Below are 26,871 nucleotides of genomic sequence, written 5' to 3'. Positions count from 1 at the left end.
TCATTCAGGCAGCCACGGCAGCGGGGGCCGATGCAGCCCAGCTCGCGTCCTGGCTATGGACGCTGGGTATCGGTATGGGTATCAGCTGCATCGGCCTCTCCCTCTATTACCGCATCCCCGTCTTGACCGCCTGGTCGACTCCGGGTGCCGCCCTGCTCATCACCAGCCTGGGTAACTTCACCCTGGCCGAGGCCATCGGCGCCTTCGTTATCTCTTCTCTGCTGATCACCCTGTGCGGCATCAGCGGCTGGTTCGATCGGCTGATGCGTCATATCCCAGCCCAACTGGCGGCGGCCATGCTGGCCGGGGTATTGCTCAAGTTCGGGCTGGATCTGTTCAAGGTCGCCCCGGCAGATCCTATGCTGCTCGGCAGCCTGCTGCTGGCATTCCTGCTCGGCCGCCATCTCTGGCCACGCTATACCATGGTGCTGGTACTGGCGACCGGCATTTTCATCTGTCTGCTGAGAGGCCAGCTGCAGCTTGACACTATCCACTGGCAACTGGCCGGCCCGGTCATGACCTGGCCAGAGTTTTCCCTTGGTGCCCTGTTCGGCATTGCCTTGCCACTGTTCATCGTCACCATGACCTCCCAGAACATGCCGGGCATTACCATTTTGCGGGCCCACGGCTATCAGCCCGCCACCTCATCCCTCATCACCTGGACCGGCCTCACCGGTCTGCTGCTGGCGCCCTTCGGCGGCTATGCCTTCAACCTGGCGGCCATCACTGCGGCTATCTGCATGGGGAAAGAGGTGGATCCGGACGCCAACCGGCGCTGGCCCGCGGCAGTGTGGGCCGGCGGCTTCTACCTGCTGACCGGCGGTTTCGGAGCCACGGTGGCGGCGCTGTTCACGGCCTTCCCGGCGACACTGGTGACCTGTGTCGCCGGGCTGGCGCTGCTCGGCACCATCGGCAGCAGCCTGCATACAGCATTGCAGCACGACGATGCCCGTGAGGCCGCCCTGCTGACCTTCATCATCACCGCCTCCGGCATCAGCCTGCTCGGTATCGGTGCCGCCTGCTGGGGACTGCTCGTCGGCATCATCCTGTATCAAGTCAACCAGCGGAGAAACTGACCTGACCATCTGGGGAGCCCCCCGTGAGACACCGCACATAATTCAGAAAAATTGGTTCACAGCTGAAACTAATTGCCATTAAGTGGTGTCGAGGCACTTCTTCTTCCCCGATGCGTGCCTCATGTCAGACTCATAAACTGGAGAATAATAATGAGGAATCAGGCTGTCATTTTGTTACTGGCACTGCTGGGCGCCACCACCGCCCACGCTGCCGACACCGATCGGGAGCTGGCTCGCCAGCTCGCACTGCAGCAGAAGAACCTGCTGCCGCTGCTCAGCAATCAGGAGTACCAGAGCCCGCTGCCCAACTTGTTGCAAAAAGCTAGTCCGCGCCTGAAACGCCAGGCGCGGGATGCCAACCAGGCAGCCATCAGCCGGCAAGGGCTGGACGGCGAGGTCAAGGAGCTGATGCAGCTGCGACTGGCCAACCCGGAACAGGCCGCCGCACTGCAGCAGGGTGTCGAGCCGCTGGTCGCCTATGTGCCAAGCGGAGATGAGAAGAGCTGGAGCACCATCGAAGCCTTCGACAGCGCCGGCAACCCCGTCTATCTGGATGTGGACAAGGCACCGGCCCGTCCGGTCCTGGTCGTGGAGGCCGATCCCGTCAAGGCCAAGAACGCCGGCCTCAAGGTGATCCGCAAGGCGCTGGCTGCCGCCGACATGCAGGTGGCTCCCCGTGCGGCTGCCAGCACGGCACCGCTCAAGACCAGCATCCTGAAGAAAATTCGGTTGAAGGATGATCAGGAGCCCTGGCTGTTGGGTGCGGCCGAGGTGTATGCGGTGGTCGCAGGGGTCAATCCCAGCCGGGATGAGCCCGTGGTCGACATCGTCGACATGCCCTATCTCGACTATGACAACACCGACTACACCCCCAACCAGATCCTGGTCTACTGGGATCGCTATCGCTGGGGTGCCGTCGACATCGTCATGATGGAGCAGGACGACAACGTCAACTACAAGGAGTTGAGCGGCCTGTTCATCGATGCCCTCAAGCTGGCCTTCACGGCTGGCGGCGTGCCCGAGGCACTGCCCTTCCTCGATCTCGGCGGTCGCATCGTCAAGGCGCTGCCCGACTCCTGGATGACCAACAACGATGACTATCTGGATACCTTCTACACCCTGGAGCAGGACCAGAGCTATCACCAGTATCCTGGCGCCGCCGGCAATGCGGTGATCGATCTCGAACCCAAAGAGATCGCCCCCACCAGGCCCTGATTGGTCGCCATGACAAAAAAGCCAATGAGCGACTCATTGGCTTTTTTTGTGCCCGCGATCCGTTACGGCTGGCCTTTCGGCCTCACCCCCAGGGTGTGGCAGATGGCGTAGGTCAGCTCGGAACGGTTCAGGGTATAGAAGTGGAAATCCTTCACCCCTTCCTGACTCAGCACCCGCACCTGATCGATGGCGATGCTGGCACCCACCATGTTGCGGGTCATCTGATCGTCATCCAGCCCCTCGAAACGCTGATGCATCCAGCGCGGGATCTTCACGTTGGTGAAGCCGGCAAACTTGGCCAGGGTCTGGTAGTTGGAAACCGGCAGGATCCCCGGCACGATTTCGGCATCGATGCCGATGGCGGCGCAGCGATCCCGAAAGCGCAGGTAGGTCTCGACGTCAAAGAAGAACTGGGTGATGGCGCGGTTGGCACCGGCATCAATCTTGCGTTTGAGGTTGAGCAGATCCGACTGTGCGCTGCGCGCTTCCGGGTGCCCTTCCGGGTAGGCGGCCACCGAAATATCGAAGTCCGCTTCGGCCTTGAGCAGGGCCACCAGATCGGTGGCATACATCTCCGGCCTCTCCAGCCCCTGGGGCAGGTCACCGCGCAGCGCCACGATATGGCGGATGCCGCTGTTCCAGTAATCGCGGGCAATGGTGCGCAGCTCGTCGCGGCTGGCGTCGATACAGGTCAGGTGCGGGGCGGCGATCAGACCGGTCCGCTCCTTGATGTCCTTGATCACCTTGTGTGTGCGATCCCGGGTACCGGAGTTGGCGCCATAGGTCACTGATACAAACTTGGGCTCCAGTACTTTCAGGCGCTCGATGGATTGCCACAGGGTATTTTCCATCCCTTCGCTGTTGGGCGGAAAAAACTCGAAACTGACCGATATGTCGCCACTCAAATCTGCCAGACTCTGGTTGAGTGCCTCAACCTGACGTGCGCTGTGAAATCCCATCTGCTCTCTCCCTGCCCTGCAATCCATTTCTCTACGTCAAAACGGATGTTTGGACGTCTAAACGTCTTTCTATCTTTATGAGAAAATGGCACAAAGTCAACACTGTTTTACAGCGAGAGGAAGGCCGCCGATTTTTATTTGGCAATAAAGCCAAAGTAACGATTGGCACCCCATCCCAAAATCCGGCGACTCGCGTTATGATGAACGCAGATCGTCCTGGACGTTCTGAATCTGCGTGTGATTGTTTGGCCGGAGGTTTCTCCGGCCCCTTTTCAACCTCTTCCCCTTCCTGCCGATAACCAATTGAACCATTCGCAGGAGCATCATCATGGACACCCACCCCGGCTTTGCCACCGACTTGCTGTTCGATCGCTATCAAGGCAACGTGGTCGACCATGAGCAGTTCTGGGCCGTGCGCACTCCCGATGCTCCCGATTACTACTTCGGCAACTATCTGCTGCTCCCCTTTCCCCCCAGCGATCACGACAAGGGCTGGCTCGAGGCCAGTTTCGACAAGCTGATCGGGCAGGATCCCCGGGTCAGACACCGCACCTTCCAGTGGCCTCTCGCGGCAGGCCAGAACAGCCGGGTCGCCGGCTTCGTGGCGGCGGGATACCAGTACATGGAGTGCGTGGTGCTGGCACTGGAGGCCATCGACTGGCAACCGCCAGTCGCGACGGTGGCTGCGCGCCCCTTTACCCCGGCCGACTGGGACGAGTGGCTGGCCTTTGAACTGGAGGAGCGGGATCCCGGTCACTCGGAGCAGAGCTACCTGCCCTATCTGCAGTCACGCCGCCAGTTGTACGAGGCGATGATCGGGGACGGGCTGGGTCAGTGGTGGGGGATCTGGCAGCAGGAGCAACTGGTCGCCAGTTGCGGCCTCTTCTTCACCGATACTCTGGGCCGCTTCCAGCTGGTGCGCACAAGGCAGGCATGGCGCAATCAGGGGTTGTGCCGTCAGCTGCTGAGCCAGGTTGCCAGGCACGGGCTGACGCGGGTCGACCGGCTCATCATAGTGGCCGACGAGCACTATCACGCCCAGCGCGTCTATCGCTCGCTCGGGTTCGCTCCGGTGGCCCGCATCGGCAGCCTCTGCCGCTGGCCCCACCCGATGCAGTGACGTCGCTGACTGACAGCAAAGAAAACGGGAGGCTGATGCCTCCCGTTGTTTATCTGCCGGCAGCTATTGCTGCGGTGTTTCCAGCTCGTTGGAGAGCGCCTGCTCCACCTCGGCCGACGGAGCCGGCAACGGCGCGGCCGCGGCAGATGCCGCTGCGGCAGGCGTTGCTGACGGCGCCGGGGTGGCAGGTGCCTCTGTCACCGCCGGCGTCGCGGCGGATGCAGCGGCAGGAGGCTCGGTGGTCGCAGCGGCGGCCGAGACTGCGGGCGCGGCGGCCGGGACGTCACACTGGCAATCGGCTCCCTTCACCTTGTTGCCCTGATGAGGCGGATACCAGCCCTTCAGGCCCTGCTCCAGCCGATCGGCTGCCGCCTTGGGCTCCATCTTGCCAAGCAGCACGGCCTGACTCACCTCCGCCAGCTCGTCCCCCAGCTTGGGCGTACCGCGAGAGAGGATCTGGGTGGCCACCCGGATGGTGGAGTCGCACTGATCCCGCCACTCCATCATCTCCTTCGCCGCCGGGTTGGTGACCTCGAAGAAGTGGTTGGAGAGGGAGAAGAAGCCGGGCAGCGAGTTGGTATAGAGCTCGGCGAACTGGGGCGTGGTCAGCCACTGCAGGAAGGCCATGGCCGCCTCCTTGTTCTTGCTGGCCGGGTTCATGCCCATACCGATGTCGGTGTGATCGGTAAAGAAGCAGCCATCGCCCTGTTTTGCCACGGGCGGGCGCATCACGCCAAAGTCCACCTTGCCGGTGAAAGGAGCGATCTCCCAGGAACCCGCCACGTAGAAGGCGGCCTTGCCCGAGGTAAACAGCTCGTTGGTCGCAGCATAGTCGCGACTCTCGCCGCCTTCGCCGAGGTAGGGACGCCAGCGGGCCAGCTCCTCGAACACCTTGACGTAGGGCGGGTTGTCAAAGCGCTCCTGCCCCCCGATCAACGCCAGTCGACCATCCTCCCCCTTCCAGTAGTTGGGGCCTATGTTCTGGAAGCCGAGCTCGGAGGATACCCAGCTTTCCGAGCCGCTCATGGCGAGCGGCACATAGCGGCCATCGGCCTTCACCTTGTCGAGCGCCGCGAAGAAGGCGTCCCGGGTTTGCGGCACGCTCAGCCCCAGCTCACTGAAAATCTTCTTGTTGTAGAAGAAGCCGTGAATCACCGAGGCCATGGGAACGCAGAAGGTCTGGGCGCCGGAGTCAGTCTGCCAGGGGGACTGGGCAAAACTTGGGAAGTTCTCCATCCCCGACATCTCTGTCAGCTCTGCCAGGTGGCCCGCCTTGAACAGGGCCAGAGAATCGTCGAACGGCCGGCAGGTGATGAGATCCCCCGCCTTGCCCCCCTTCAGGCTGGCCCACAGGGTCGGCATGTAGTCGACGTTCTGCACCCCGTTGAACTTCACCTGGATGCCCGGGTGGGAGGCCTCGAAGGCAGGAATGATCTTCTGCTCCCACAAGGCCTTGTCATCAATCCGCCAGCTCTCGATCACCAGCTCGCTGGCCATCAGCTGACCACACAACAGGAGACTCAGGGCCCCGATCCACTTGTTAGACATAAGCCCTCCTAAACCTTGAAATGTGCGATCAATTGCTGCTGCTTGGCGACCAGATCCGCCAGCACTTCACTGCTGCCGGCCGACTCCCGCGCTTCCCGTTCGGTCTCGTAGGCCACCTCGGCGATGCCGGAGATATGGCGGGCCACCCCCTGGCTGACCGAGATCTGCTCCTGGGCGGCGTGCGCCACCTGATCCGCCATCGCCTTGATGGCGCTCATCCGGTCGGCGATGGATTGCAGGGCCGCATCCATCTCCCGGGTCTGCTCGACACAGTTGTGGGTCTGCTCCTGACTGCGCCCCATCACCTCCACCACCAGCTTGCTCGAGCTCTGCAGATTCTCGATCATCGCCTGGATCTCTTCGGTCGAGGTCTGGGTCCGGTTGGCCAGTGCCCGCACCTCGTCTGCCACCACGGCGAAGCCACGGCCGGCATCGCCGGCCCGCGCCGCCTCGATAGCGGCGTTCAGCGCCAGCAGGTTGGTCTGCTCGGCGATGCTGCGGATCACGTCGAGGATGCTGCCGATGTTGTTGCTGAACTCACCTAGCTTGTAGGTGATGCCAACGGCTTCTTCCATGGCGCCTGCCAGCTGCTCCGTGATGCGACGGGTGGTCGCCACTTTCTGGCGACCGCTGCGGGCTTCATCATCGGCCAGATCCACTTCCCGTTTGGTGCCATCGGTGGAGCGGGCGACCTCGGTGGCACTCACCTCCAGCTCGGTGATCGCGGCAGCCACCTGATCGGTCTGGCTCTTCTGATCCTGTACCCGGGACACGGCCCTTTCGCTTATCTCGGCGGCGCGGCTCGCCTCCTCCACCAGATGGCGGGAACCGGCATTGATCTGGGAGAGCAGCTCGCCGGTTTTGCCGGCCAGGGTATCGATGGAGCGGGAGAGCGCGCCGAATTCGCAGCTGCTGCGATAGTTGATGCGGCGGGTCATGTCCCCGGCCGCCATGTAGTCCAGCTCCTTGTTGATCATCTGCAGCGGACGCTGAATGCTTCGCGCAGTGGTATAGCCGATGATGAGGGCGGCGGCGGCCGAGATGGCGGCTACCACCAGGATCCAGAAGCTGGCGCTGCTGACCGCATCATCCGCCGTGGTGCGGCTCTGGCTGGCAATCGAGCCGGCCGACTGTCCCATCTCGTCGAGCAGGCCCAGGCAGTTGATCAGGCTGGCGTCGAGTTGCTGATTGAGGGTCTGCAGCGAGGCAGCCAGCTGCTGGGCATTGCGCATGGTCGCCAGCAGCCCCTGCTGGCCAAGTGCCAGCTCCTGCATCCGGTCGAGGTTGGAGACGAAGCGCTGCTTCACGTCATCCGGCACCAGCACCCGATCGAGCCGTTTGCGGGCCATCTCGATGTCCTTGCTCAGCACCTTCTCCAGCTCGTTGAGATCGGTCTTGGCATCGGCCCGGCGAATGTTCTTCAGATCCCGCGCGATGCCCGAAGTGATCAGTTCAGCCTTGTTGCGCATGGAGCGTTTGCTGGCGGTCTGCTGCAGCAGCAGATCGGCAGCCCACTGGTAGGTGTCTTCCAGCCGGATAAAGGCAATCTCCAGCTTGTGGCGCTGATCCTGGGCATTGACCCACTGGCTGTGCTGGGAGAGTACCTGTTCAGCCAGGCCGTAGAACTGCTTGGTAGCGGTATCGACCTGCTGAAAACGAGAGCCGGCCTCGGCCACCCCGCTAAACTTGTCCATCTCCTGGCTCAGCTGACTGAAACGCGCCTGCTGCTCCTTGAACTGGCTGGCCAGCTGCGGCAGCTGGCTTGCATCCTCGTTGGTCCGGTAGACCAGCACCCAGCGGTTGCTGTCCTGCAGGGCGCCTTTCAGGCCGGCCACCGCAATCACCAACGGGGTTGCCCGGTCGGAGACCTGTGACAAGCCGTCGTTGATGCCCCTGATCTTCAGGGTGCTGATCACACCCAGCAGGATCAACAGCAGCAGCATCAACACAAATCCGGCGATGATCCGCTGCACAATAGATAAACCCATGGAGACATCCTCACTCGTGGGGGAAAGGTAACGTGAACATAGACACTATCGGCACAAGGGGCGAATTATAGAGGGGAGACCGAGGGTATTTTATTGATCTATATGGGGTTGGATCACAGTTGACGGGGGACGCTTTGCGCGTAAAAGGGCCCGGACTGTGCCGGGCCAAAGAGACATGCTAGCTGTAACGGCCCGTGGGGGGGCCAACCCTGTGTCCTATCAGAAGCGATAGCCGACACCAAACATGAAGGCCATGGGATCGATGGAGGTGTTGATGGTACCCACGGCGGTGTGTACGTCGGTATCGATATCCATGATCCAGGCGGAGGCGTTGACGAACCAGCGATCATTGATCGCCATGTCCAGACCGACCTGACCGGCCATGCCCCAGGAGGAGTCCACGCTCACGTCGGTGCCATCCAGCGCGCCGCGGCCCTGCTCATCGAAGAAGGTGGTGTAGTTGATACCGGCACCGATATAGGGGCGTACCTTGCTGTTGGCATCACCGAAGTAGTACTGCGCCATCAGGGTAGGCGGCAGGTGCTTGACCTTGGCCACTTCACCCAGACCGGCGGTGGATACCGAGTGGGAGAAGGGTGTGGCTGCCAGCAGCTCGACACCCCAGTTGTCAGTGATCAGATAAGAGAGCGTCAGACCCAGCTGCATATTGCTGTCGATTTCCAGCTCGCCGGTACCCAGCACGTTGTCACTGCTCGTTTGCGGAGAAACAAAGGCCAGGCCGCCGCGCACCAGAATATCACCAGCCTGGTGGGCCATGGCGACGGGAGAAGCGAGCGCGGCCGCGATCATCAGAGGAAGGATCTTTTTCATCACGTTTTCCTTTTAGTTTTCGTTTTATATGTTGCAAGCCTGAAAACTATAAAGGGATGTGAATGCAGAGTTATTGATTTAGCTCAAACGTTACCAAGAAATAGATAGATGTGTACGGCAGCTTAAGACTCCCGAGATGTGGCTGACAATTGGCGAAATAAACAATAAAAACATATTGATACGTCAATTCAAAATCAAACCAGCCACATTAAAGAATAATTTAAATGCATCTTATCGGAGCTTTAAACGGCTAAAAACGGTTGTTTCACTCGCCCAACCAGAGTATTTTTGCGAGCCATGTAGCCGGGCTGTAAGAAATTCTTTATGAAACCACAAACCAGAAGGGACAAAATAGTAGCCATACTGGCTGCCATCTGGGGTATTGGCTCCTTCCTGTTTATTTTATTGGGATTCGTTCTCGGCATGGCGCTATTAATTCTGACCCACTAAGCCGACTGGCTGGTGTGAGACGCCTGACACCGCAGCCACTCCCCCGCCACAATCTGCTCCGGGTTCAAATCCCACTGCGCCGGCCCCAGTTCCCCGCTATATCCGCGCCAGCGATTCCTTCCCTCCTGCTTGGCCCGGTACAGCGCCATGTCCGCCAGTTTGAAGCTCAGGTTCCAGAACGAATCCTCCAGCTCCCGATGCAGGGGGTAATCGCAGAATCCCAGTGAAGCCGTCATCCAGAGCGGCAACTCTTCGCGCCCGAAGCGGCAGTCGGCAATCTTGCGGCGCAGACGCTCGACCCGCTGGGCAACCCGTGTCGGCTCATCTCCGGTCAGCAGCAGCAGAAACTCCTCGCCACCCAGCCGGATCAGCGGCTCCTCCTCAGCGAGGGCCCCCCGCAGCAACTCCGCCAGCTGGCATAACAGCAGATCGCCGATGTCGTGGCCGAAACGATCGTTGACCTGCTTGAAGTGATCCAGATCCAGGATCAGCAACACCCTGCCTGCCGCCAGCGCATCGCGATTGAGCAACCATTCATCGAGGTAGCGCCGGTTGAAGGCGTGGGTCAGCGGATCCGTATAGGCGGCCGTCTCCATCCTGGATGAATAAGCCTGCAAGGCGCTGTGGTGCAAGCTGATCCTGGCCGCCATCTCCCGGAACTTGCGACTGAGCAGCGCCATCTCCTGACTGCTGTCGATGATCGGCAACACGCTCACATCCTGCTTTTCGGCAAATTTGTGCAGCGCCCCCACCAGCTCGCCGATCGGCCCGAGCACGATGGCGCGCAAGCGGGCCAGCGCCATCAGAATGCAGGCCAAGCTTATCAGCAGCATGCCAATGAAGGTCCAGATCGCCCCCTCCATCGCCCCCCGTAACACGTCACGCTCCTCTTCCACAATCAGGGTCAAGACGGGGGTGCCGTCGTTGTCCAGCAGCAACCCCTCTCCCCTGACACGCTGCAACCCCAGATCCACCAGCCGGTAGCTCATGTATGGCTTGAACGGCTTGAAAGAGCCCTGGTGCTCGCCAGTTCTGGGCTGGGCAATGGTCAAGGCGAGCGCGGTCCGCACCGCCAGATCGTCCAGATAGCGTTCATCCAGCCAACGGGTTGCCAGCAGATAGCCATTGGGTTTGGCATCGTCTAGGGTATTGGTCACCGGCTGCAGCGAGAAGATGAGCGGCCCCCATAACGAGCCTCTCACCCCGCTCAGACTGTGGATCCCCCCCTGCCGCGATTCACGCAGCAGTTGCAGCTTGAGGTCATCCAGAAAGAAGGGGAGCAGGGTGGTGTCCGTATCAGGCGCCTCCGGCAGCAGGGTGCGAGTCCAGATTTCAGAGCCCTGCAAATCCATATAACTCAGCACGTTGAGCTCAAAGTCCCGCATCGGGGTGTCGACCAGCAGATTGGAGTGGATATAGCCCTGATTGGGCCTGGCCAGGAAGTGGTAGCTCTCGTCCCAGATCCCCCAATCCCGGGTGAAAGCATTGATGGCATTGATGTCGCCCTGCACGGCCCTGACCACCCGTTGTAGATGATCCTGCATCCGCCGCTCCTCGACCCGCTGCGCCGCCGGCACCTGGGCCAGCGCGATCACGATGAGCAGCATCAGGATAGCGCCAGCCCAGACGGGGAACATGGAGTAGGCCAGCAAATGATCGATGGAGCGGGACGGTTGAGCCATGGACGCCAATATCCTTTGAATGGCAATGCGAAACGGGAAGGGTCTTGCCCCAAGTATGGAGTATCGGACCGTCTGGAGGTCACTGAATTACCACAATAAAAACAAGGGGCCCAGGGCCCCTTGTCACATTATTGAACGGATTATCGTGCCAGCAGCGGCGCCAGGAAGCGGGCCGTATGGGAATCCTCGCAACGGCTCATCTGCTCCGGCGTCCCCGTCACCAGGATGCGACCGCCGCCGGCGCCCCCCTCCGGCCCCAGATCGACGATCCAGTCGGCGGTTTTGATGACGTCCAGGTTGTGCTCGATGATGACGATGGTGTTGCCGCGATCCCGCAACTGGTGCAGCACCTTGAGCAACTGCTGGATGTCGTGGAAGTGCAGCCCTGTGGTCGGCTCGTCCAGGATATAGAGGGTCTGACCGGTATCCCGCTTGGAGAGCTCCCGTGCCAGCTTGACCCGTTGCGCCTCACCGCCAGAGAGTGTGGTGGCCGACTGGCCGAGCCGGATATAGGAGAGGCCCACGTCCATCAGGGTCTGCAGCTTGCGCGCTACCGCCGGCACCGGATCGAAGAACTCGCGGGCATCTTCCACCGTCATCTCGAGGATTTCGTGGATGTTCTTGCCCTTGTACTTCACCTCCAGAGTCTCGCGGTTGTAGCGCTTGCCCTTGCAGACGTCGCACGGCACGTAGACATCCGGCAGGAAGTGCATCTCCACCTTGATGACCCCATCCCCCTGACAGGCCTCGCAGCGCCCCCCTTTCACGTTGAAGGAGAAGCGACCCGGCTGGTAGCCGCGCGAGCGCGCCTCCTGGGTGCCGGAGAGCAACTCGCGGATCGGGGTAAACAGGCCGGTGTAGGTGGCCGGGTTGGAGCGCGGAGTACGGCCGATGGGGCTCTGGTCGATATCCACCACCTTGTCCAGATGCTCCAGCCCCTCGACGCTCCGATAGGGCGCAGGAGTGGACTCGGTGGCCTTGTTGAGCTCGCGGTGAGCGATGCGGAACAGGGTGTCATTGATCAGGGTCGACTTGCCGGAGCCGGAGACGCCGGTGACGCAGGTCATCACCCCGATGGGCAGATCCAGGTTGACGTTGCGCAGGTTGTTGCCGCTCGCCCCTTTGAGTTTCAGCCACTTGCCGGTGAGCGGCGTGCGCTCGGCGGGAATGGCGATCTGCTTGCGGCCGGAGAGGTAGTCACCGGTCAGCGACTCCGGATTATTGATGATCTCCTCCGGCGTGCCCTGGGCGACGATGGCACCGCCGTGCACCCCGGCCCCCGGGCCGATGTCGAGCACATGGTCGGCGAGGCGGATGGCGTCCTCGTCGTGCTCCACCACGATCACGGTGTTGCCGAGATCGCGCAGATGAGTGAGGGTCTTGAGCAGCCGCTCGTTGTCGCGCTGGTGCAGGCCGATGGAGGGCTCGTCCAGCACGTACATCACCCCCACCAGACCGGCACCGATCTGGCTGGCCAGCCGGATCCGCTGCGCTTCACCGCCGGAGAGGGTCTCGGCGCTGCGCGACAGACTCAGGTAGTTGAGACCCACGTTCACCAGGAAACCGAGCCGCTCGACGATCTCTTTCAAGATCTTCTCGGCAATCTGGGCGCGCTGGCCGGTGAGGTTCAGCCCTTCGAAGAAGGCCAGTGCATCGCCGATGGATTGCTCGGCGATGGCCGGCAGGTTGCGGTTGTCGACGAAGACGTGGCGCGCCTCCTCCCGCAGTCGGCTGCCACCGCAGCTGGTACAGGATTTGTTGGCGATGTATTTGGAGAGCTCTTCGCGCACCGAGTTGGACTCGGTTTCCCGGTAGCGACGCTCCATGTTGTGCAGGATCCCCTCGAACGGGTGCTTGCGCACCACCACGTCGCCGCGATCGTTCATGTAGCGGAACTCGATCTCGGTGCGACCGGAGCCCCGCAGGATCACCTCCTGGGTCTTCAGTGGCAGATCCTCCCACGGCGTCTCCAGATCGAACTTGTAGTGCTCGGAGAGGGATTTCAGCATCTGGAAGTAGTAGAAGCTGCGCTTGTCCCAGCCGCGGATGGCGCCGTTGGCCAGACTGATGGCCGGATCGCCGATCACCTTGGCCGGATCGAAATATTGCTGCACGCCCAGACCATCACAGGTAGGACAGGCACCGGCCGGGTTGTTGAAGGAGAAGATGCGCGGCTCCAGCTCCGACATGGAGTAGCCACACTCCGGGCAGGCGAAGTTGGCGGAGAAGGTCATGGGGGCAACCCCCTCTTCACCGTCCATCGGCACCACCAGTACGATGCCGCCGGAGAGGGTCAGCGCCGTCTCGAACGACTCGGCAAGACGCAGCGCCAGGTCATCGCGCACCTTGAAGCGATCCACCACCACTTCGATGGTGTGCTTCTTGTGCAACTCCAGCGCGGGCGGGTCGGAGAGATCGCACACCTCGCCGTCGATGCGGGCACGGATGTAGCCCTGGGCCGCCAGATTCTCCAGCAGCTTGGTGTGCTCCCCCTTGCGATCGCGCACCACCGGGGCCAGCAGCATCAGCTTGCTCCCCTCCGGCTGGGCCAGCACCTGATCCACCATCTGGCTGATGGTCTGGGCGGCGAGCGGAATGGCGTGGGTCGGGCAGCGCGGCTCACCGACCCGGGCGAACAGCAGACGCAGGTAGTCGTAGATCTCGGTGATGGTGCCGACGGTCGAACGCGGGTTGTGGGAAGTGGACTTCTGCTCGATGGAAATAGCGGGCGAGAGCCCCTCGATATGGTCGACGTCCGGCTTCTCCATCAGGGAGAGGAACTGGCGGGCATAGGCGGAGAGGGACTCCACATAGCGGCGCTGCCCCTCGGCATAGAGGGTATCGAACGCCAGAGAGGATTTGCCCGAACCGGAGAGGCCGGTGACCACGATCAGCTTGTCGCGGGGCAGGGTCAGATTGATGTTCTTGAGGTTGTGGGTGCGAGCACCCCGGACCACGATCTTTTCCATCTTGTTGCACGCTCGATACGGAAACCTGAGCGAGTCAGTATGGCATAGAGACTACTGGATGAATAGACAGGTTTTATCCATCATCCCCATCGATTTCAGAGATACTCCTTGGCCCAGCTCACCGCCTGCAGGCGGTTCTTCACGTTCAATTTCTTGAAGACATTGTAGAGGTGAGACTTGATGGTGTGCTCGCTCACGAACAGGCTGTCGGCGATCTCGGTATTTGAGGCCCCCGTCATCAGGTAGCGGATGATCTCCTGCTCGCGCACGGTCAGCAGCGTCTGGTTGCGCAGGTGGTGTTCCCCGCCCTTGCGATAGTAGTTGACCAGATCGCACAGCAGATGACGCGGGATCCAGTACTCCCCCTCCAGCACCTTGCGAATGCCGAGTACCAGCCGATCCAGCGGATCCTGACAGAAGAAGAGCCCGCTGGTATGGGGCCACATCAGCAGCAACTCCCGATCCGTACTGGTGGGGGCATTGAGCAGCACGGTATTGGCTTCCCCGAAGCGGCTGGAGATCTCCCGTGGCCACCCCGTTTGCTGGCTCGACTTGAGGTAATCCAGATCCACCAGAAACAACGGATGCGGCTCGAGTTCATCCGCTTGAGGCAGGCCTTCCAGTGCACTCACCAGCAGGATGGGCAGAGCCAGCTGTTCGGCCAGGTAGCTCTGAAAGCTGGTCGCCTGCGCATTGTCTTCGGTTACCAATACGATGGGATATGGGGTGATCATGAAGCGCTGGTCCTTGAACATTCCGGCCATGGTGTTTTTCGGCAGCAGAGAGTACCAAGCCCCCCGCAGGCTGCAGCATTAAAAAAGTATTAGACGCCGATGCGCCTCCTTTGAAACTCACCAATTTTCCAAGCAATACAAATAACTAGCCGAGCCCCCCCATTTGGGTGAAATACTGGCCCCTGGCCGGACAGGGGCTGTCACACCGGTCTTTGGCCCCCCTTCTCGCCTCGACCGTTCGATGATATGACTCCCCGTTGCTGCTCACTTGCTGGCCAAGGTCGGCCTCGTGTAAGTTAATCCTTCGTTCGGCGGACACGGGATGGAGCGTCAGGAAGATGTGCGCTCTTTCTCCCCAACTGTTACTATTGCGGGCAAAATCTGAAAACGGGGAGGTGGCCAACTGGCGCGCTGAACCGGACACAGTCATCACATGAGTGGCGGGGCAGCCCTGCAGCGTCGCCTATCTCACAGAAAACAAACGATATGTTGAGTTGGCCCGGGCATATGGCCCGGCCGGTATATAAAGGGTGGAAGAGAGATTATGGCCAGTCGAGGCATCAATAAAGTCATTCTGATCGGTAACCTGGGGCAAGACCCGGAAGTGCGCTACATGCCGAGCGGCGGTGCCGTGACCAATATCACCCTGGCCACCTCCGACACCTGGCGCGACAAGCAGACCGGTGAGCAGAAAGAGCGTACCGAGTGGCACCGCGTTGTCTTCATGGGCAAGCTGGCCGAAGTGGCTGGCGAGTACCTGAAGAAAGGCTCCCAAGTCTATGTTGAAGGCAAGCTGCAGACCCGCAAGTGGCAGGATCAAAGCGGCCAGGAGCGTTACACCACCGAAGTGCTGGTCGATGGCTTCAGCGGCGTGATGCAGATGCTGGGTGGCCGTCCGCAAGGCGGCGCCGGCCAGGGCATGGGTGGCCAGTCTCAGGGCAACTGGGGTCAGCAGCAGGGTATGCAGTCCCAGCAGCCGATGAACCAGGCGCGTCCTGCCCAGGCTCCGCAGCAGAACATGCAGCAACAGGGCAGCTATGCTCGTCCGGCCCAGCAGCCACAGTCTGCACCGCCTGTGTACAATGAGCCGCCGATGGACTTCGACGACGACATTCCGTTCTAAGCAACGTCAGATCCCGGAGGCCCTGTTCATGCAGGGCCTTTTTTTGCCTGTTATTGACGCAGACGTGGCACGCAATCCAGCCTCCTGGCCGGTCTTGCCAGCCATACGTCCCCATATCATTCGCCTTGGGATTATGATCGGGGCAATCCAGTTGCCAGAGAGAACGCATGGGGTCTTGGTATCGAATCTTGTTGTGCGTGGCGGCTTGCGCCACCCTGTTGCTGCCATCCTTGCTGCTGGCCGGCGAGCCATTGCGAGTGGGGGTCAGCTTCGCCATTCCGCCCTATGTGATCGAAGAAGAGGGTCGCGGGATCGAGCTCGACCTGATGAGAGAGGCCTTTCGGGACAGCGGCTATGAGCCTCAATTCGAATATCTGCCGCTGGAGCGCACCTTCCGCATGCTGGAGTCCGGCAAGCTCGATGCCATCATCAACGTCAAACCCGGCATGTTGCACGACGTCTTCCTGTCGCAGCCGGTGATCGCCTTCCACAATCGGGTGTTCACCCTCGGCAAAACCCACATCAGTACTCTGGACGACATGAAGACGCTGAGGGTGAGCGCCTTCCAGCGGGCCCGTCAGGTGTTGGGAGGTGCCTTTGCCAGCATGGCTGACCAGAATCCCCGTTACGAGGAGGTCGCCAAGCAGCAGGGACAGGTGCACAGGTTGATGCTGGGGCGGGTGGATGCGGTGATCCTGGAGCAGCGGGTTTTCTATTACTATCTGGCACAGCTGGCCAACAGCAAATATGGTGCCGAGCTCTATGCTCCCGGCCGGGTCCGGCAATACGATCTGTTTGCGCCGACTCACTACCATTTTGCCTTTCGCCAGGCGACGCAGCAGCGCTGGTTCGATCGCCGGCTCGATGCCATGCGGGCCGATGGCCGTTATCAGCGCATATTTGCCCGCTACGGGGCCACTCCCTGAGCCTCCTGAAAACATAAAAGCCAGCCCGAAAAGGCTGGCTTTTTGTTACTGGCTCCAAAGGAACTACAGCATGGGGAGCGTTACTTCATCGCGCCGCCATTTTTCAGATCTGCTTTCTGACGTTTGGCTTCGCGCTTCTCTTTCAGTGACATCTGCGGTTTTTTCTTGGCATCTTTGCCGTTGTGATGTTCTTTGTTACTCATCATCAAACTCCAAAAATGTTACCCAGACAGTTGGAACCCAGGTTCCAGCATGCCATCCGAATCGTAGACTACAGTACGCTTTCAGTGACGATCCTGCGATCGCACTCAGTCCAGCATACCCCTAATCTTGCGCAAGAATCCACCCTCATCCCATCACCCAGTGGCAGCAGGTGTTCACCCGCTTCCGCTGACCCGATCCGGGCCTTAGAGATCCCCTCATTTTTCGAGACTCAAATAATTCCAAGCGTGCGGGTGTATAAACGGTGTTGCTTCAGTAGGTAGACAAACTTTTCCATCAGCAGGGCCGCATTGGCCTCTTTCATCTTTGGCAGCAGTTGGTAATAGATAACCCCTTGCCGGAAGAACGAATAGGTTCGGGTCTTGCTGGTGTTGACCTTGATGGTTCTTTCCAGCCCGGCGCTGTCCCCGGCCTTACCCAGCAGGGTCAGCAAGACGATGGCCAGCGCGCTGAACAGAAACAGTCGGTCTCGGCGGGCCGGATTGCTGATATGCACTTCCCCCATGCCCATGCCGAATTTGTAGTCCTTGATGTCGCGAAAACTGGTTTCGATGCCCCAGCGTTGGCCGTACAGTTGCAGCGCCTTGGCGGCGCTCACGTCGACCCGGTTGCTGGCCAGAAACCAGGGCTCCTTCATGCCGCTCTTCTGGCAGCAATAGACCCGCTCGACACGCTGTCGTTGCCCGGTCAGCTCCACCTCTTTGAGCGTGCGGGTGCGTCCGGTCGGGGTCAGCCAGTCGCTGGCGGGAACCTGCTCCTCGCCGGGATAACCAACGAGGATATTTCCTTTGAAACGAATGACATAGGCAAAACCAAGCTCTTGCTCAAGTCGTTCAAACAGCTCCATATAACCAAAGCCACGGTCGGCGACGACCGTCACAAAGAGCCCCTCTGGCAGCGACTGCTTGAGCTTGGTCAACAGCTCCCTCTCGTGGGCATTGCGTTGCCCCTTGAGCAGGGATTTGCGGTGCGTCTTCCACAGCAACGGGGTGTTGCGTCCGTGGCTGGTTTGCAGGCTGATGACCAGGGTGCTGTGGTCATCGGCATCGAACTCGGTCCAGTCCATGGAGACCACGATTTCGGTGCGTTCACCGACCACATAGGGCACCCAATCGTCGAAGAGACTCCAGACGTTGAGCTTGGTGTTGGTGAGCAGGCGATCTACCTGTTTCACGGCGTGCTTGCGTTCCAGACCGTTGGCCAAGGAGAGGCCATTGCCAATGGCGTGAATGGCCAGTGAGCCCGATTCGATGACCCCGAGGGTGGCATTGGCAAGGGAAAGGACACGCTTGGCGTGCATGTCCTGACCAAAGATGTCATCGATGTGGTTGAGGATCATTTCGTGATTAAGCATGAGGTCCGTCGCAAGCTATTGGCTGGTCAAAAACGGAGATCATACCTCAAAAGCCGCGCGGCGCCTGGCGCTTATGAGGGGATGGTTAAGGATCCGGGCGAGGAATGAACGGCCGGATAAGCGGTTTATTCCTTATAAAATAACGCCAAACAGGTTTATTTCATGGCAGCATGAAATAAAGCACTGAATGCCAAAATGAATTCTCTTTAAATAATGAGAGATAATTTAGATAAGCATTCTCACTATCGCCAGAAACAAAAAGTTACAACCCAAAGCAGCGCCACACAGGACAAGCTGATATTATCCAGCCCTATTTGTGAAAATATTCCAGCGAGAATAAGGACGTCCCATGACCAGAAAAACCAGAGCGGCCTTGGTCTCAGTTTGCTCCAATATCACCTTGATTATCATGAAGATATTTGCCGGCATACTGAGCGGATCCGTCAGTATTATTTCCGAGGCCATTCACTCGGCCATGGACTTGGTGGCGGCATTGATCGCGCTGGTGGCCGTACGCAAATCGGATATTCCCCCCGACCAACGCCACCCCTACGGTCATGACAAAATTGAAAACGTCTCCGGCGTGATCGAAGCGCTGCTGATCCTGCTGGCAGCCGGCTGGATAATATTCGAGGCCGTCGGCAAATTGATCACGCCAACCCCGATCGAGGGGGTGGGTCTCGGTGTGCTGGTAATGCTGTTTTCGGCGCTGGTCAACAGCGGCGTCTCCGCCTACCTCTACCGGGTGGCCAAGGAGGAAGAGTCCGTGGCCCTGGCCGCCGATGCACTGCACCTGAAGGCGGACGTACTGACCTCGCTCGGGGTCGCCGTTGGCCTGCTCGGTATCTGGATCGCCGACAGACTGGGCTACAACCTCTATCTGCTGGATCCCGTTGTTGCCATCTGTGTCGCCCTGTTCATCCTCAAGGAGGCGATCGCCATGCTGAAGCAGGCCTTCCAACCGCTGCTGGACCACAGCATGAACGAGGAAGAGCTGGCCATCACTACCAGAGTGATCGAAGAGTGCTGCCCGGAGCATGGCGGCTTTCACGATCTGCGCAGCCGTCAGGCCGGACGCCGTCGTCACATCGACTTCCACCTGACCTTGCCAAAAGAGATGAGCATCGAGCACTCCCACGCCATCTGCGATCGGATAGAGCAGGGCATCATGCGACACCTCCCCCACGCCGTCGTGCTGATCCATGTTGAACCGAGCGGGCATGGTTAACGACGCTGAGCCGTGCGGGGGAATGCGGCAGGCCATTCACTTCGACAACGGCCATCCGGTGGAGCGGTATTCGAAAACGGCGTCGATTGTGCAATAAACGGCCGGCAGGTGTGGTAGGGTGGACTATTCCCGCCATCAGGAGCACGCCGTGAAAAAGTTGGAAATGAAGGACCTCACCGACGCCGAAAAGGCCGAGATCACCCTGCTGCTCCAAAAAGCACAGGCCAATGCAGATCACCAACTGAGCAATGCCGAGCGTAACCGCATCCGCGAGGAAGGCAGACTCAAGATAGTCGCAGACCGTGCTGCCGCCGCCAAAGTGGCCGCCAAACTGGCACGGGAAAAGGCCAAGGAACGAGCCAGCAAGCAGGTGTTGCCAGAGACATTCAGCTGGGTGGACTCCGTCAGCAACAAGTTTCGCAGCAAACGCTGACGGCCAATCCTCTCGCCCAAACGCCCCCTACCTCAACCAGCCAACTCACACCATGGCGGAGAACCTATCTCTGCCATGATGCGTCCAGCGACCTGCAACGCCGCAGGATCCTGCGCTGCAGACACCCACACCGAGAGTGGCTGCGTCGATATCCGACCACTCGCAGCGAGATAAAATTTGCTTTAAGAAAATGGGCATGTTTTAATCTTTTGCGATGGTTCGGTAGTTCAGACCTGGTTATGTTAGGCAGTCATTTTAGTAAAGCAGCGATTAGTATAAGAATTATCCATGATTCTTCTTATCAAATAATTCTCCTTCTTTAGTGCTCCCCATACGTATTGCTGACGAAAAATCATAGATTGCCATTTGGCACTGTAAACACTATTTAAGGAAATTATCATGTCCAACAAAATGACTGGTACCGTCAAGTTCTTCAACGCCGAGAAAGGTTTTGGCTTCATCTCCCCAACCGACGGCAGCAAAGACGTGTTCGTTCACTTCTCCGCCATCCAGACCCCGGGCTTCAAGACCCTGGACGAAGGTCAGCGCGTTGAGTTCACCATCGAGCAAGGCCAGAAAGGCCCGGCTGCTGCTAACGTAGTAGCTCTGTAATTCAAGCCGGGGATCCGGTCCGCCTGCTCATGCCGGCTGGTACGATCCGCTGCAAGAATTGAAAAAACCCGCTTCGGCGGGTTTTTTGTTGTCTGCCATTTACCATTCCCCCTCTGCCGACCCTCTCAACCTTCTCACTATCCCAGCCCCGCTTCCCGTCACCGCGCCAGACATGCTCCTCATCCCATATCTGCTGGTGAGAGGATAACCGCACAATATTAATGAGATTAATTATCATTTACACATCATCCAGCGATCACTACAATGCCTGCCGACCGACTTGGTGATTATCCAATTGAACCTTTTCTGGTCCTGGTTTCACGCGGGATGCGATGAGACCGCCCCATCGATTCACCCAAAGGATGAATGCATCTTCTTACTAAAAGAGTTCAGGCCAACATGATAACAATGCACCGCAACAAGCTGACCACGCTCATTCTCGCCGCCCTCGCATCACACGCCTATGCCGCCGAGCAGGAGGTCATGGTCGTGACCGCCTCCGGCTTCCAGCAGAAGATCGAGGATACCGCCGCCTCCATCTCGGTGGTGACCCGCGAGCAATTGGAGAAACGCGCCTATCGCGACGTGACCGACGCCCTGAAGGATGTGCCCGGGGTGGTGATCACCGGCGGTGGCAGCAGCAGCGATATCAGCATTCGTGGCATGGGCTCCAAGTACACGTTGATGCTGGTCGACGGCAAACGGGTCGACAGCCGTGGCACCCGTCCCAACAGCGACGGCCCCGGCATCGAGCAGGGCTGGCTGCCGCCGCTGCAGGCGATCGAGCGGATCGAAGTGGTGCGTGGCCCCATGTCCTCCCGCTACGGCTCTGACGCCATGGGCGGCGTCATCAACGTCATCACCCGCAAGACCGCCAGCATGACCGCCTGGCAGGGCTCGCTGCATGCCGACTCGACCTTCCAGGAGAACAAGGAATCCGGCGACATCTTCCAGACCAACGCTTACACGGCCGGCGCTCTGGTGGATGGACTGCTGGGGGTGCGGGTGAACGGCCAGCTCTCCCACCGCGGTGAGGATCAGTTCCAGAACGGTTTCGCCGAGCAGGAGATGCGCAGCGGTACGGCCGTCTTCAGCCTGACCCCGGACGAGCACAACCGCTTCGATTTCGAGGCCAGTCGCGGCCTGCAGGATCGCAACCGCACACCGGGTGAATCTCTCTCGGCCAAGTCAAAACCCAGCCTGAGCACCTACGAGCGCACCAACTTCGCCATCACCCACGACGGCCGCTATGACTTCGGCTCCTCCACCAGCTACCTGCAGCGGGAAGAGAACACCAACCCCGGCCGTCAGATGAAGCTCATCAACACCATCGCCGATACCCACACCCAGTTTGAACTGGGGGCTCACTATCTGAGCGTGGGCGGCCAGTACCGCTACGAGGATCTGCAGGATCAGGGCAACCAGCTCAACGTGGCCAACCGCGCCAATCAGCTGACCCGCTGGAGCTGGGCCATGTTCGTGGAAGATGAGTGGTCGCTGACCGACACCTTCGCCCTGACCGGCGGCGTGCGGATGGATCAGGACCAGAACTACGGCACCCACTGGAGCCCGCGTCTGTACGGGGTCTGGCACCTGGCCGACTCCTGGACGCTGAAAGGGGGCGTCTCCACCGGTTATCGTTCACCGGATCTGCGCATGTCGGCCGCCAACTGGGGCCAGGCCACCGGCGGCGGCACTCAGGACGGCATGCTGGTCGGCAGCCCGGAACTGAAACCGGAAACCAGCGTGAGCCAGGAGATCGCCCTGCTGTGGGATGGTCAACAAGGCTTGAACACAGGGCTGACCCTGTTCAATACCGACTTCGAAGACAAGATCTCCGAAATCCGCCGCTGCGAAAGCAAGAGCAACCCCTCCTGCACCCTGAACGGTCACACCTATGACTTCATCAGCGACCGCATCAACGTCGACAAGGCGAATATGCGCGGGGTGGAAGGCACGGCCAACTGGACCATCAATGACGCCTGGTCGCTGGCCTCCAGCTACACCTTCACCCAGTCCGAGCAGAAGAGTGGGGCGATGGAAGGCAAGCCGCTGAACCAGATGCCGCGCCACATGTTCAACACCACGGTCGACTGGCAGACCACCGAAACCGTCAGCCTCTGGTCACGGGTCAACTTCCGCAGCAAGACCTCCGATTACCTGAGCCGGGTCAAGATGGCCGAGGGCACCCCCTCCTACACCTTCTTCGACACCGGTCTGGTCTACAAGGCCAACGAACACCTGGATGTCACCGCCGGTGTCTACAACCTGTTCGACAAGACGGTGGATTACACCAGCTTCGGTACCGTGCTGGATGGTCGCCGCTACACCCTGGGCATGACCTACAACTTCTGATGACACGCCGCCGCCCGCTCTGGGCGGCGGTTTTTTATTTCCCCGCCTCGCCAGCCCCCTCTTTCACGTAGCTTGCCGCCTGCCAGGTGTTGCGCCCCTGCGATTTGGCGCCATACATCAGCTGATCCGCCTGCAACAACACCCGTCGACCTTCCGCCCCGCCCCCTGCCGGCACCCACACCGCCCCCGTGCTGATGGAGATGCCGAGCGCCCCGGCGCTGGTTGGCAACTTGTGGCTATTCACCTCCCGCCCGATCCGGGCGGCCCACTGCTGCAGCGTCGCCATGTCCGCCACCAGCAGGCTGATGCAAAACTCCTCCCCGCCGATGCGGGCAAACAGGGCGCTGGCGGGCAGCACCCGCTGTACCTGCGCCACCATGGCCGACAACACCTCGTCCCCGACCCCGTGGCCGAAGTGATCGTTGATCCCCTTGAAGCGATCGAGATCGAACAGCAGCAGGGCCGAGGCCTGACCGCTGGCCAGCCGCTGCTCCAGCAGTGGCAAAAAGGCGCGCCGGTTGAGGATGCCGGTCATGGAGTCGGTGCCGGCAAGGCGCTCCAGCCTGGCGTTGGCCTGGATAAGCTCCGCGGTGCGGCTCGCCACCGCCCGCCGCAACTGGATGATGTAGGCCATCAGCACCAGGCCGCCGATGGCCAGCAGCCAGGGCCAGAGATGGACCGGGTAGACGGTCTCGATGTGCATCCACTTGCGGACGATCCGTTCCCGATCCGCCTCGCCGATGCGGGAGAAGCCCTGCTCCAGCTCCTGCTGCAACGCCTGGTTGCCCTTGGCGACGGCGAAGCGGATCTCGTCGCTGTAGAGGTGGCGCACCGGGATGAAGCGGGTGGGATCCGCCGAGGTGTAGATGTAGAAGTTGGCCACCTGCAGATCGGCGATGAAGGCATCCAGCTCGCCGCTGAAGGCCGCCCGCAGCATGGCGTCGTTGTCATCGAAGGTGCGCAGGCGCGTGGTGGGGAAGTGCTTGCGGGCGTAGTACTCCTCGTAGCCCCCCGTCACCACCCCCACGCTCTCGTGCAGCAGGTAGTAGTTCACGTCCGAACCGCGCAGGGAGTTGGCGAAGAAGAGCTGGGAGTCGACATGGGAGAGGGCCTGACCGTAGTCGTAGACCAGATTGCGCTCCGGCGACCAGAGCAGGCCGCCATGGACATCGGCCTGGCCGTTGCGAACCAGGTCCAGCGAGGCCTGCCAATCCACCAGCTTGAACTGGATCGGACGACCGGTAACCCTGCCATATTCGCGCCACAGATCGATCAGCAGGCCATCGGGCTGACCCTCTTCATTGAGGTAGGAGAAGGGCTGCCAGGCCTTGGAGTTGGTCACGATGAGCGGCTTGGGCGGCGTATTTGCCAACACGGGCCACGCCTGTGCCAAGAGCAACAACCACACCCCGCACCAGACTCGCCACCGAAAACCAGAATCGCCCGCCATCCCTGCACCAACCTTGCTGTTTGGCCGTCTGTGCGGCCATCGATTATCGCCACCTTCAGCATAGAAGAACAAGCATGAGCGAGTATGAAATAGGCGTGATTTCAGTCAGATAAGTGCAAGATAAAAAACGGGGAGGCGGCTCGTCGCCATCCTCCCCGCCCTGCTCCTGCCGCTCTTACAGCGGCAGGCTGATGCGCGCTTCCAGCCCGCCCTGTTCCCGGTTGTGCAGGGTCAGCTCGCCGCCGTGCTGGTGCACCAGGGTGCGGGCGATGGAGAGCCCCAGCCCCACGCTGCCGGATTCGGTGTTGCGGGCCTCATCGAGCCGCACGAACGGCTTGAACACGTCCTCCAGCCTGGCCGGATCGATGCCGGGCCCCTGATCACAGACCCGGATCACCAGCTCGCTGTCGGTGCGCTCCAGCGACACCTCGGCGCTGCCGGCGTACTTGATGGCGTTGCCGATGAGGTTTTGCAGCACCCGCCGCAGGGTATTGGCGCGGCAGGCATAGACCTGCTTGCCTTCCGCCAGGCAGGTAACCGGCTGGCCGGTGTCGGCATAGTCGTCGCACAGGCTCTCCAGCAGGCTCACCAGATCCAGCTCCCGGGTCGCCTCCTGCTGCCCCTCCTCCCGGGCAAAGCTGAGGGTCGCCGCCAGCATCTGCTCCATCTGCTGCAGGGTCTGCTGGATCCGCTCCTTGTCCTCCCCCTCGTCCAGAAACTCGGTGCGCAGCCGCAGGCTGGTGATGGGGGTGCGCAGGTCGTGGGAGATGGCCGCCAGCATCCGGGTGCGGTCCTGCACGAAACGATCGAGCCGGGTGTGCATGCGGTTGAACGCCTGGATGGATTCGCGCACCTCGGTCGGACCCTCTTCCCACAGCGGCTCTATGTCCTCGCCACGGCCGAGCCGATCCGCGTTGGCGGCCAGCTGCTTGAGCGGCAGGGTGGCGCGGCGGAACAGCCAGATCATCAGGCCGATCACCAGGCTCGCCACCAGCATCAGGTTGAGGGTGGTCTGCCAGGACCAGCTGGCCGATTCTTTGTCCACCAGCGAGCTGAACTGCAGCCAGCCACCGCGCGGCAGCTGGATGGAGCCGTACAGCCGCATGTCCTGCGGTGGCGGCATCCCCTTGCGATCCTTCATCATCCGGCTGTGGTGCTGCCAGGCGCGGCTGCGCTGGGCATCCTGCTTGAGCTCGGCGCTGATCTCCACCATCAGGGTCAAGGGGTAGCCCAGCCGGGAGCGCACCAGCTGCTCGAAGCGGGGGCTGCGGTTGTCCGGTTGCAGCGGCTCGTCGGCGATGCGCAGCAGCAGGGTCTCGCTGCGGCTCGCCTTGATGATCTCGTCATAGAGGGAGGGGGGCGAAAGGGCCAGCAGCCGCACCACGGAGACGATGCGCTGCATGGCGTTGCGGCTGTTGATGTAGCCGAGCGCCTCCTCCCGATCCGTACGGTAGATCTGGATGCTGAGCAGCTGGATCAATACCAGCCCGGCCAGCGCCACCAGGATGATCTGGCCGGTCAGCCCCTTGGGCCACAGTTTCGACCAGCCACGCTTGAGGATCCCCACGGCCTTATACCTGGGTCACATCGGCGGCGAACAGGTAACCGCCGCCCCAGATGGTCTTGATCAGCTCCGGGTTCTTGGGATCCCGCTCCAGCTTGCGCCGCAGCCGGCTCACCAGGGTGTCGATGGCCCGGTCGAACGCCACCGCCTCGCGGCCACGGGCCAGATCCAGCAGTTGATCCCGGCTCAGCACCCGCTGCGGCCGCTCCAGAAAGACCCGCAGCAGGTCGAATTCGGCGGTGGAGAGGCTCAGGCCCACCCCTTCCTCATCCACCAGCTCGCGCCGGTTGATGTCGAGCAGCCAGCGATCGAAGCGCAGATCCCGGGTCAGCGTTTCGGCCGCCGGCTGCGGCTCGACCTGGGTGCGACGCATCACCGCCTTGATGCGGGCCAGCAGCTCGCGCGGATTGAACGGCTTGGCGAGGTAGTCGTCGGCCCCCATCTCCAGCCCTATGATGCGGTCGGTCTCCTCCCCCATGGCGGTGAGCATGATAATGGGCAGGCTGGACTTGGCCCGCAGCTCGCGGCAGAGGGTCAGGCCATCTTCCCCCGGCATCATCAGATCCAGCACCAGCAGATCGAACTCCCGCTCCTCCAGCAGCCGCTTCATCTCCTTGCCATCCCGGGCACAACTGACCCGCAGGCCGTGCTGTTCCAGAAAACGCTTCAGCAGATCGCGGATCTCGCTGTGATCGTCGACCACCAGAATGTGGGTGCTGCTTTGGTTCATGAGGCCTCTCCTGTTAGAGCTGGCACGAGTATACGAAAATCTGCCGGGCGGTTTGTGTCAAAGTGTGCCAGATCAGCAAGATGCCACACTCTGCTACAAAAAAGCGCCCGTTCGGCAAAGTTGAGACACAAGCCGGCTGTTTACTGTGGCCATCCCATCGGTTGCAGGAGTAGACAGGCCATGCTGGCCCTCACCACCCCCTTGCTGCTGGCCTTTGCCGCCAGCGAAGCCCTTGCCAGAAAGGCGAGCGGCAGCTCACCCCAACCGGCGAGCCCCCCGAACCATAAGCAGACATCCCCCGC

At 60.7% G+C, this 26,871-nt stretch carries 21 protein-coding genes (1 of these 21 cut by a window edge); 9 read left to right on the top strand and 12 right to left on the bottom strand.

Features of this window, described 5'->3' with window-relative positions; translation table 11 throughout:
- Nucleotides 1–1,076: the 3' portion of a benzoate/H(+) symporter BenE family transporter gene (locus ACPW75_RS22990; protein ID WP_043160263.1), read on the top strand. Its footprint begins 76 nt before the window's first position; only the last 1,076 of its 1,152 coding nucleotides appear in the window; its start codon lies off the left edge, out of view; the stop codon is at nt 1,074–1,076.
- A 150-nt stretch (nt 1,077–1,226) separates the two neighbouring features.
- Entirely contained in the window at nt 1,227–2,291 is a 1,065-nt protein-coding gene (locus ACPW75_RS22985; RefSeq protein ID WP_077097363.1) for a DUF3103 family protein, read from the top strand.
- Nucleotides 2,292–2,353: 62 nt separating this feature from the next.
- Here the strand turns inward: ACPW75_RS22985 and metF are convergent, their stop codons facing one another.
- Nucleotides 2,354–3,250: a methylenetetrahydrofolate reductase gene (metF, locus tag ACPW75_RS22980; protein WP_077097361.1), complete on the bottom strand. Its 897-nt coding sequence runs from the start codon at nt 3,248–3,250 to the stop codon at nt 2,354–2,356.
- Between the two features lie 328 nt (nt 3,251–3,578).
- Between metF and ACPW75_RS22975 the strand changes: the two genes are divergently transcribed.
- The gene (locus ACPW75_RS22975; protein WP_077097360.1) at nt 3,579–4,370 is read left to right on the top strand and encodes a GNAT family N-acetyltransferase; all 792 of its coding nucleotides are present in this window, start codon (nt 3,579–3,581) and stop codon (nt 4,368–4,370) included.
- 63 nt (nt 4,371–4,433) lie between these two features.
- Here the strand turns inward: ACPW75_RS22975 and ACPW75_RS22970 are convergent, their stop codons facing one another.
- The 6 genes from ACPW75_RS22970 to ACPW75_RS22945 all read right to left on the bottom strand — a co-directional run bounded on the left by ACPW75_RS22970 (nt 4,434) and on the right by ACPW75_RS22945 (nt 14,593).
- The gene (locus tag ACPW75_RS22970) at nt 4,434–5,918 is read right to left on the bottom strand and encodes an ABC transporter substrate-binding protein (RefSeq protein WP_077097358.1); all 1,485 of its coding nucleotides are present in this window, start codon (nt 5,916–5,918) and stop codon (nt 4,434–4,436) included.
- An 8-nt stretch (nt 5,919–5,926) separates the two neighbouring features.
- Nucleotides 5,927–7,906: a HAMP domain-containing methyl-accepting chemotaxis protein gene (locus tag ACPW75_RS22965; protein ID WP_077097356.1), complete on the bottom strand. Its 1,980-nt coding sequence runs from the start codon at nt 7,904–7,906 to the stop codon at nt 5,927–5,929.
- A 219-nt stretch (nt 7,907–8,125) separates the two neighbouring features.
- On the bottom strand, nt 8,126–8,737 hold the full coding sequence (locus ACPW75_RS22960) for an OmpW family outer membrane protein (RefSeq protein ID WP_011707635.1): 612 nt from the start codon (nt 8,735–8,737) through the stop codon (nt 8,126–8,128).
- Between the two features lie 446 nt (nt 8,738–9,183).
- The gene (locus ACPW75_RS22955) at nt 9,184–10,869 is read right to left on the bottom strand and encodes a diguanylate cyclase (protein ID WP_179101486.1); all 1,686 of its coding nucleotides are present in this window, start codon (nt 10,867–10,869) and stop codon (nt 9,184–9,186) included.
- 140 nt (nt 10,870–11,009) lie between these two features.
- Complete coding sequence (gene uvrA / locus ACPW75_RS22950) at nt 11,010–13,838, bottom strand: excinuclease ABC subunit UvrA (protein ID WP_011707637.1); 2,829 nt, start codon at nt 13,836–13,838, stop codon at nt 11,010–11,012.
- 95 nt (nt 13,839–13,933) lie between these two features.
- Nucleotides 13,934–14,593, bottom strand: coding sequence for a LuxR C-terminal-related transcriptional regulator (locus ACPW75_RS22945; RefSeq protein WP_077097353.1), 660 nt, complete (start codon nt 14,591–14,593; stop codon nt 13,934–13,936).
- A 523-nt stretch (nt 14,594–15,116) separates the two neighbouring features.
- On the opposite strand from ACPW75_RS22945, the gene ACPW75_RS22940 reads away from it, so the two are divergent.
- On the top strand, nt 15,117–15,695 hold the full coding sequence (locus ACPW75_RS22940) for a single-stranded DNA-binding protein (protein WP_077097351.1): 579 nt from the start codon (nt 15,117–15,119) through the stop codon (nt 15,693–15,695).
- A gap of 167 nt (nt 15,696–15,862) precedes the next feature.
- Entirely contained in the window at nt 15,863–16,621 is a 759-nt protein-coding gene (locus ACPW75_RS22935) for a substrate-binding periplasmic protein (RefSeq protein WP_077097349.1), read from the top strand.
- Nucleotides 16,622–16,701: 80 nt separating this feature from the next.
- Here the strand turns inward: ACPW75_RS22935 and ACPW75_RS22930 are convergent, their stop codons facing one another.
- A complete protein-coding gene (locus tag ACPW75_RS22930; protein ID WP_257721615.1) occupies nt 16,702–16,827 on the bottom strand; it encodes a hypothetical protein in 126 nt (41 codons plus the stop codon).
- A 227-nt stretch (nt 16,828–17,054) separates the two neighbouring features.
- On the bottom strand, nt 17,055–18,197 hold the full coding sequence (locus tag ACPW75_RS22925) for an IS4 family transposase (protein ID WP_201956691.1): 1,143 nt from the start codon (nt 18,195–18,197) through the stop codon (nt 17,055–17,057).
- A 349-nt stretch (nt 18,198–18,546) separates the two neighbouring features.
- Here ACPW75_RS22925 and ACPW75_RS22920 point away from each other — a divergent pair, with 349 nt between their 5' ends.
- The 4 genes from ACPW75_RS22920 (at nt 18,547) to ACPW75_RS22905 (ending at nt 22,825) form a co-directional block, all read left to right on the top strand.
- Entirely contained in the window at nt 18,547–19,425 is an 879-nt protein-coding gene (locus ACPW75_RS22920; protein WP_077097346.1) for a cation diffusion facilitator family transporter, read from the top strand.
- Nucleotides 19,426–19,573: 148 nt separating this feature from the next.
- Nucleotides 19,574–19,858, top strand: coding sequence for a DUF3811 domain-containing protein (locus ACPW75_RS22915; RefSeq protein WP_024946369.1), 285 nt, complete (start codon nt 19,574–19,576; stop codon nt 19,856–19,858).
- 399 nt (nt 19,859–20,257) lie between these two features.
- On the top strand, nt 20,258–20,470 hold the full coding sequence (gene cspE / locus ACPW75_RS22910) for a transcription antiterminator/RNA stability regulator CspE (protein WP_011707644.1): 213 nt from the start codon (nt 20,258–20,260) through the stop codon (nt 20,468–20,470).
- 408 nt (nt 20,471–20,878) lie between these two features.
- Entirely contained in the window at nt 20,879–22,825 is a 1,947-nt protein-coding gene (locus ACPW75_RS22905) for a ligand-gated channel protein (protein WP_139391707.1), read from the top strand.
- Nucleotides 22,826–22,859: 34 nt separating this feature from the next.
- Here the strand turns inward: ACPW75_RS22905 and ACPW75_RS22900 are convergent, their stop codons facing one another.
- From ACPW75_RS22900 to ACPW75_RS22890, 3 genes are all read right to left on the bottom strand, one after another.
- On the bottom strand, nt 22,860–24,347 hold the full coding sequence (locus ACPW75_RS22900; RefSeq protein ID WP_190283810.1) for a transporter substrate-binding domain-containing diguanylate cyclase: 1,488 nt from the start codon (nt 24,345–24,347) through the stop codon (nt 22,860–22,862).
- Nucleotides 24,348–24,450: 103 nt separating this feature from the next.
- Complete coding sequence (locus ACPW75_RS22895) at nt 24,451–25,842, bottom strand: ATP-binding protein (protein ID WP_425904373.1); 1,392 nt, start codon at nt 25,840–25,842, stop codon at nt 24,451–24,453.
- A gap of 4 nt (nt 25,843–25,846) precedes the next feature.
- Nucleotides 25,847–26,569, bottom strand: coding sequence for a response regulator (locus ACPW75_RS22890; protein ID WP_011707648.1), 723 nt, complete (start codon nt 26,567–26,569; stop codon nt 25,847–25,849).
- Between the last annotated feature and the right edge of the window lie 302 nt (nt 26,570–26,871).

Source organism: Aeromonas sp. FL131, assembly GCF_049860615.1.
Lineage (GTDB): Bacteria > Pseudomonadota > Gammaproteobacteria > Enterobacterales > Aeromonadaceae > Aeromonas > Aeromonas hydrophila.
Note: the sequence above shows the minus strand (reverse complement) of the source record. Positions and strands in the feature narration are given on the sequence as shown.

What these genes read in the sequence shown, in the direction of transcription:
- ACPW75_RS22985 (WP_077097363.1), top strand. Translation starts at nt 1,227, where the DNA reads ATGAGGAATCAGGCTGTCATTTTGTTACTGGCACTGCTGGGCGCCACC.
- metF (WP_077097361.1), bottom strand. Translation starts at nt 3,250, where the DNA reads ATGGGATTTCACAGCGCACGTCAGGTTGAGGCACTCAACCAGAGTCTG.
- ACPW75_RS22975 (WP_077097360.1), top strand. Translation starts at nt 3,579, where the DNA reads ATGGACACCCACCCCGGCTTTGCCACCGACTTGCTGTTCGATCGCTAT.
- ACPW75_RS22970 (WP_077097358.1), bottom strand. Translation starts at nt 5,918, where the DNA reads ATGTCTAACAAGTGGATCGGGGCCCTGAGTCTCCTGTTGTGTGGTCAG.
- ACPW75_RS22965 (WP_077097356.1), bottom strand. Translation starts at nt 7,906, where the DNA reads ATGGGTTTATCTATTGTGCAGCGGATCATCGCCGGATTTGTGTTGATG.
- ACPW75_RS22960 (WP_011707635.1), bottom strand. Translation starts at nt 8,737, where the DNA reads ATGAAAAAGATCCTTCCTCTGATGATCGCGGCCGCGCTCGCTTCTCCC.
- ACPW75_RS22955 (WP_179101486.1), bottom strand. Translation starts at nt 10,869, where the DNA reads ATGGCTCAACCGTCCCGCTCCATCGATCATTTGCTGGCCTACTCCATG.
- uvrA (WP_011707637.1), bottom strand. Translation starts at nt 13,838, where the DNA reads ATGGAAAAGATCGTGGTCCGGGGTGCTCGCACCCACAACCTCAAGAAC.
- ACPW75_RS22945 (WP_077097353.1), bottom strand. Translation starts at nt 14,593, where the DNA reads ATGTTCAAGGACCAGCGCTTCATGATCACCCCATATCCCATCGTATTG.
- ACPW75_RS22940 (WP_077097351.1), top strand. Translation starts at nt 15,117, where the DNA reads ATGGCCAGTCGAGGCATCAATAAAGTCATTCTGATCGGTAACCTGGGG.
- ACPW75_RS22935 (WP_077097349.1), top strand. Translation starts at nt 15,863, where the DNA reads ATGGGGTCTTGGTATCGAATCTTGTTGTGCGTGGCGGCTTGCGCCACC.
- ACPW75_RS22930 (WP_257721615.1), bottom strand. Translation starts at nt 16,827, where the DNA reads ATGATGAGTAACAAAGAACATCACAACGGCAAAGATGCCAAGAAAAAA.
- ACPW75_RS22925 (WP_201956691.1), bottom strand. Translation starts at nt 18,197, where the DNA reads ATGCTTAATCACGAAATGATCCTCAACCACATCGATGACATCTTTGGT.
- ACPW75_RS22920 (WP_077097346.1), top strand. Translation starts at nt 18,547, where the DNA reads ATGACCAGAAAAACCAGAGCGGCCTTGGTCTCAGTTTGCTCCAATATC.
- cspE (WP_011707644.1), top strand. Translation starts at nt 20,258, where the DNA reads ATGTCCAACAAAATGACTGGTACCGTCAAGTTCTTCAACGCCGAGAAA.
- ACPW75_RS22905 (WP_139391707.1), top strand. Translation starts at nt 20,879, where the DNA reads ATGCACCGCAACAAGCTGACCACGCTCATTCTCGCCGCCCTCGCATCA.
- ACPW75_RS22890 (WP_011707648.1), bottom strand. Translation starts at nt 26,569, where the DNA reads ATGAACCAAAGCAGCACCCACATTCTGGTGGTCGACGATCACAGCGAG.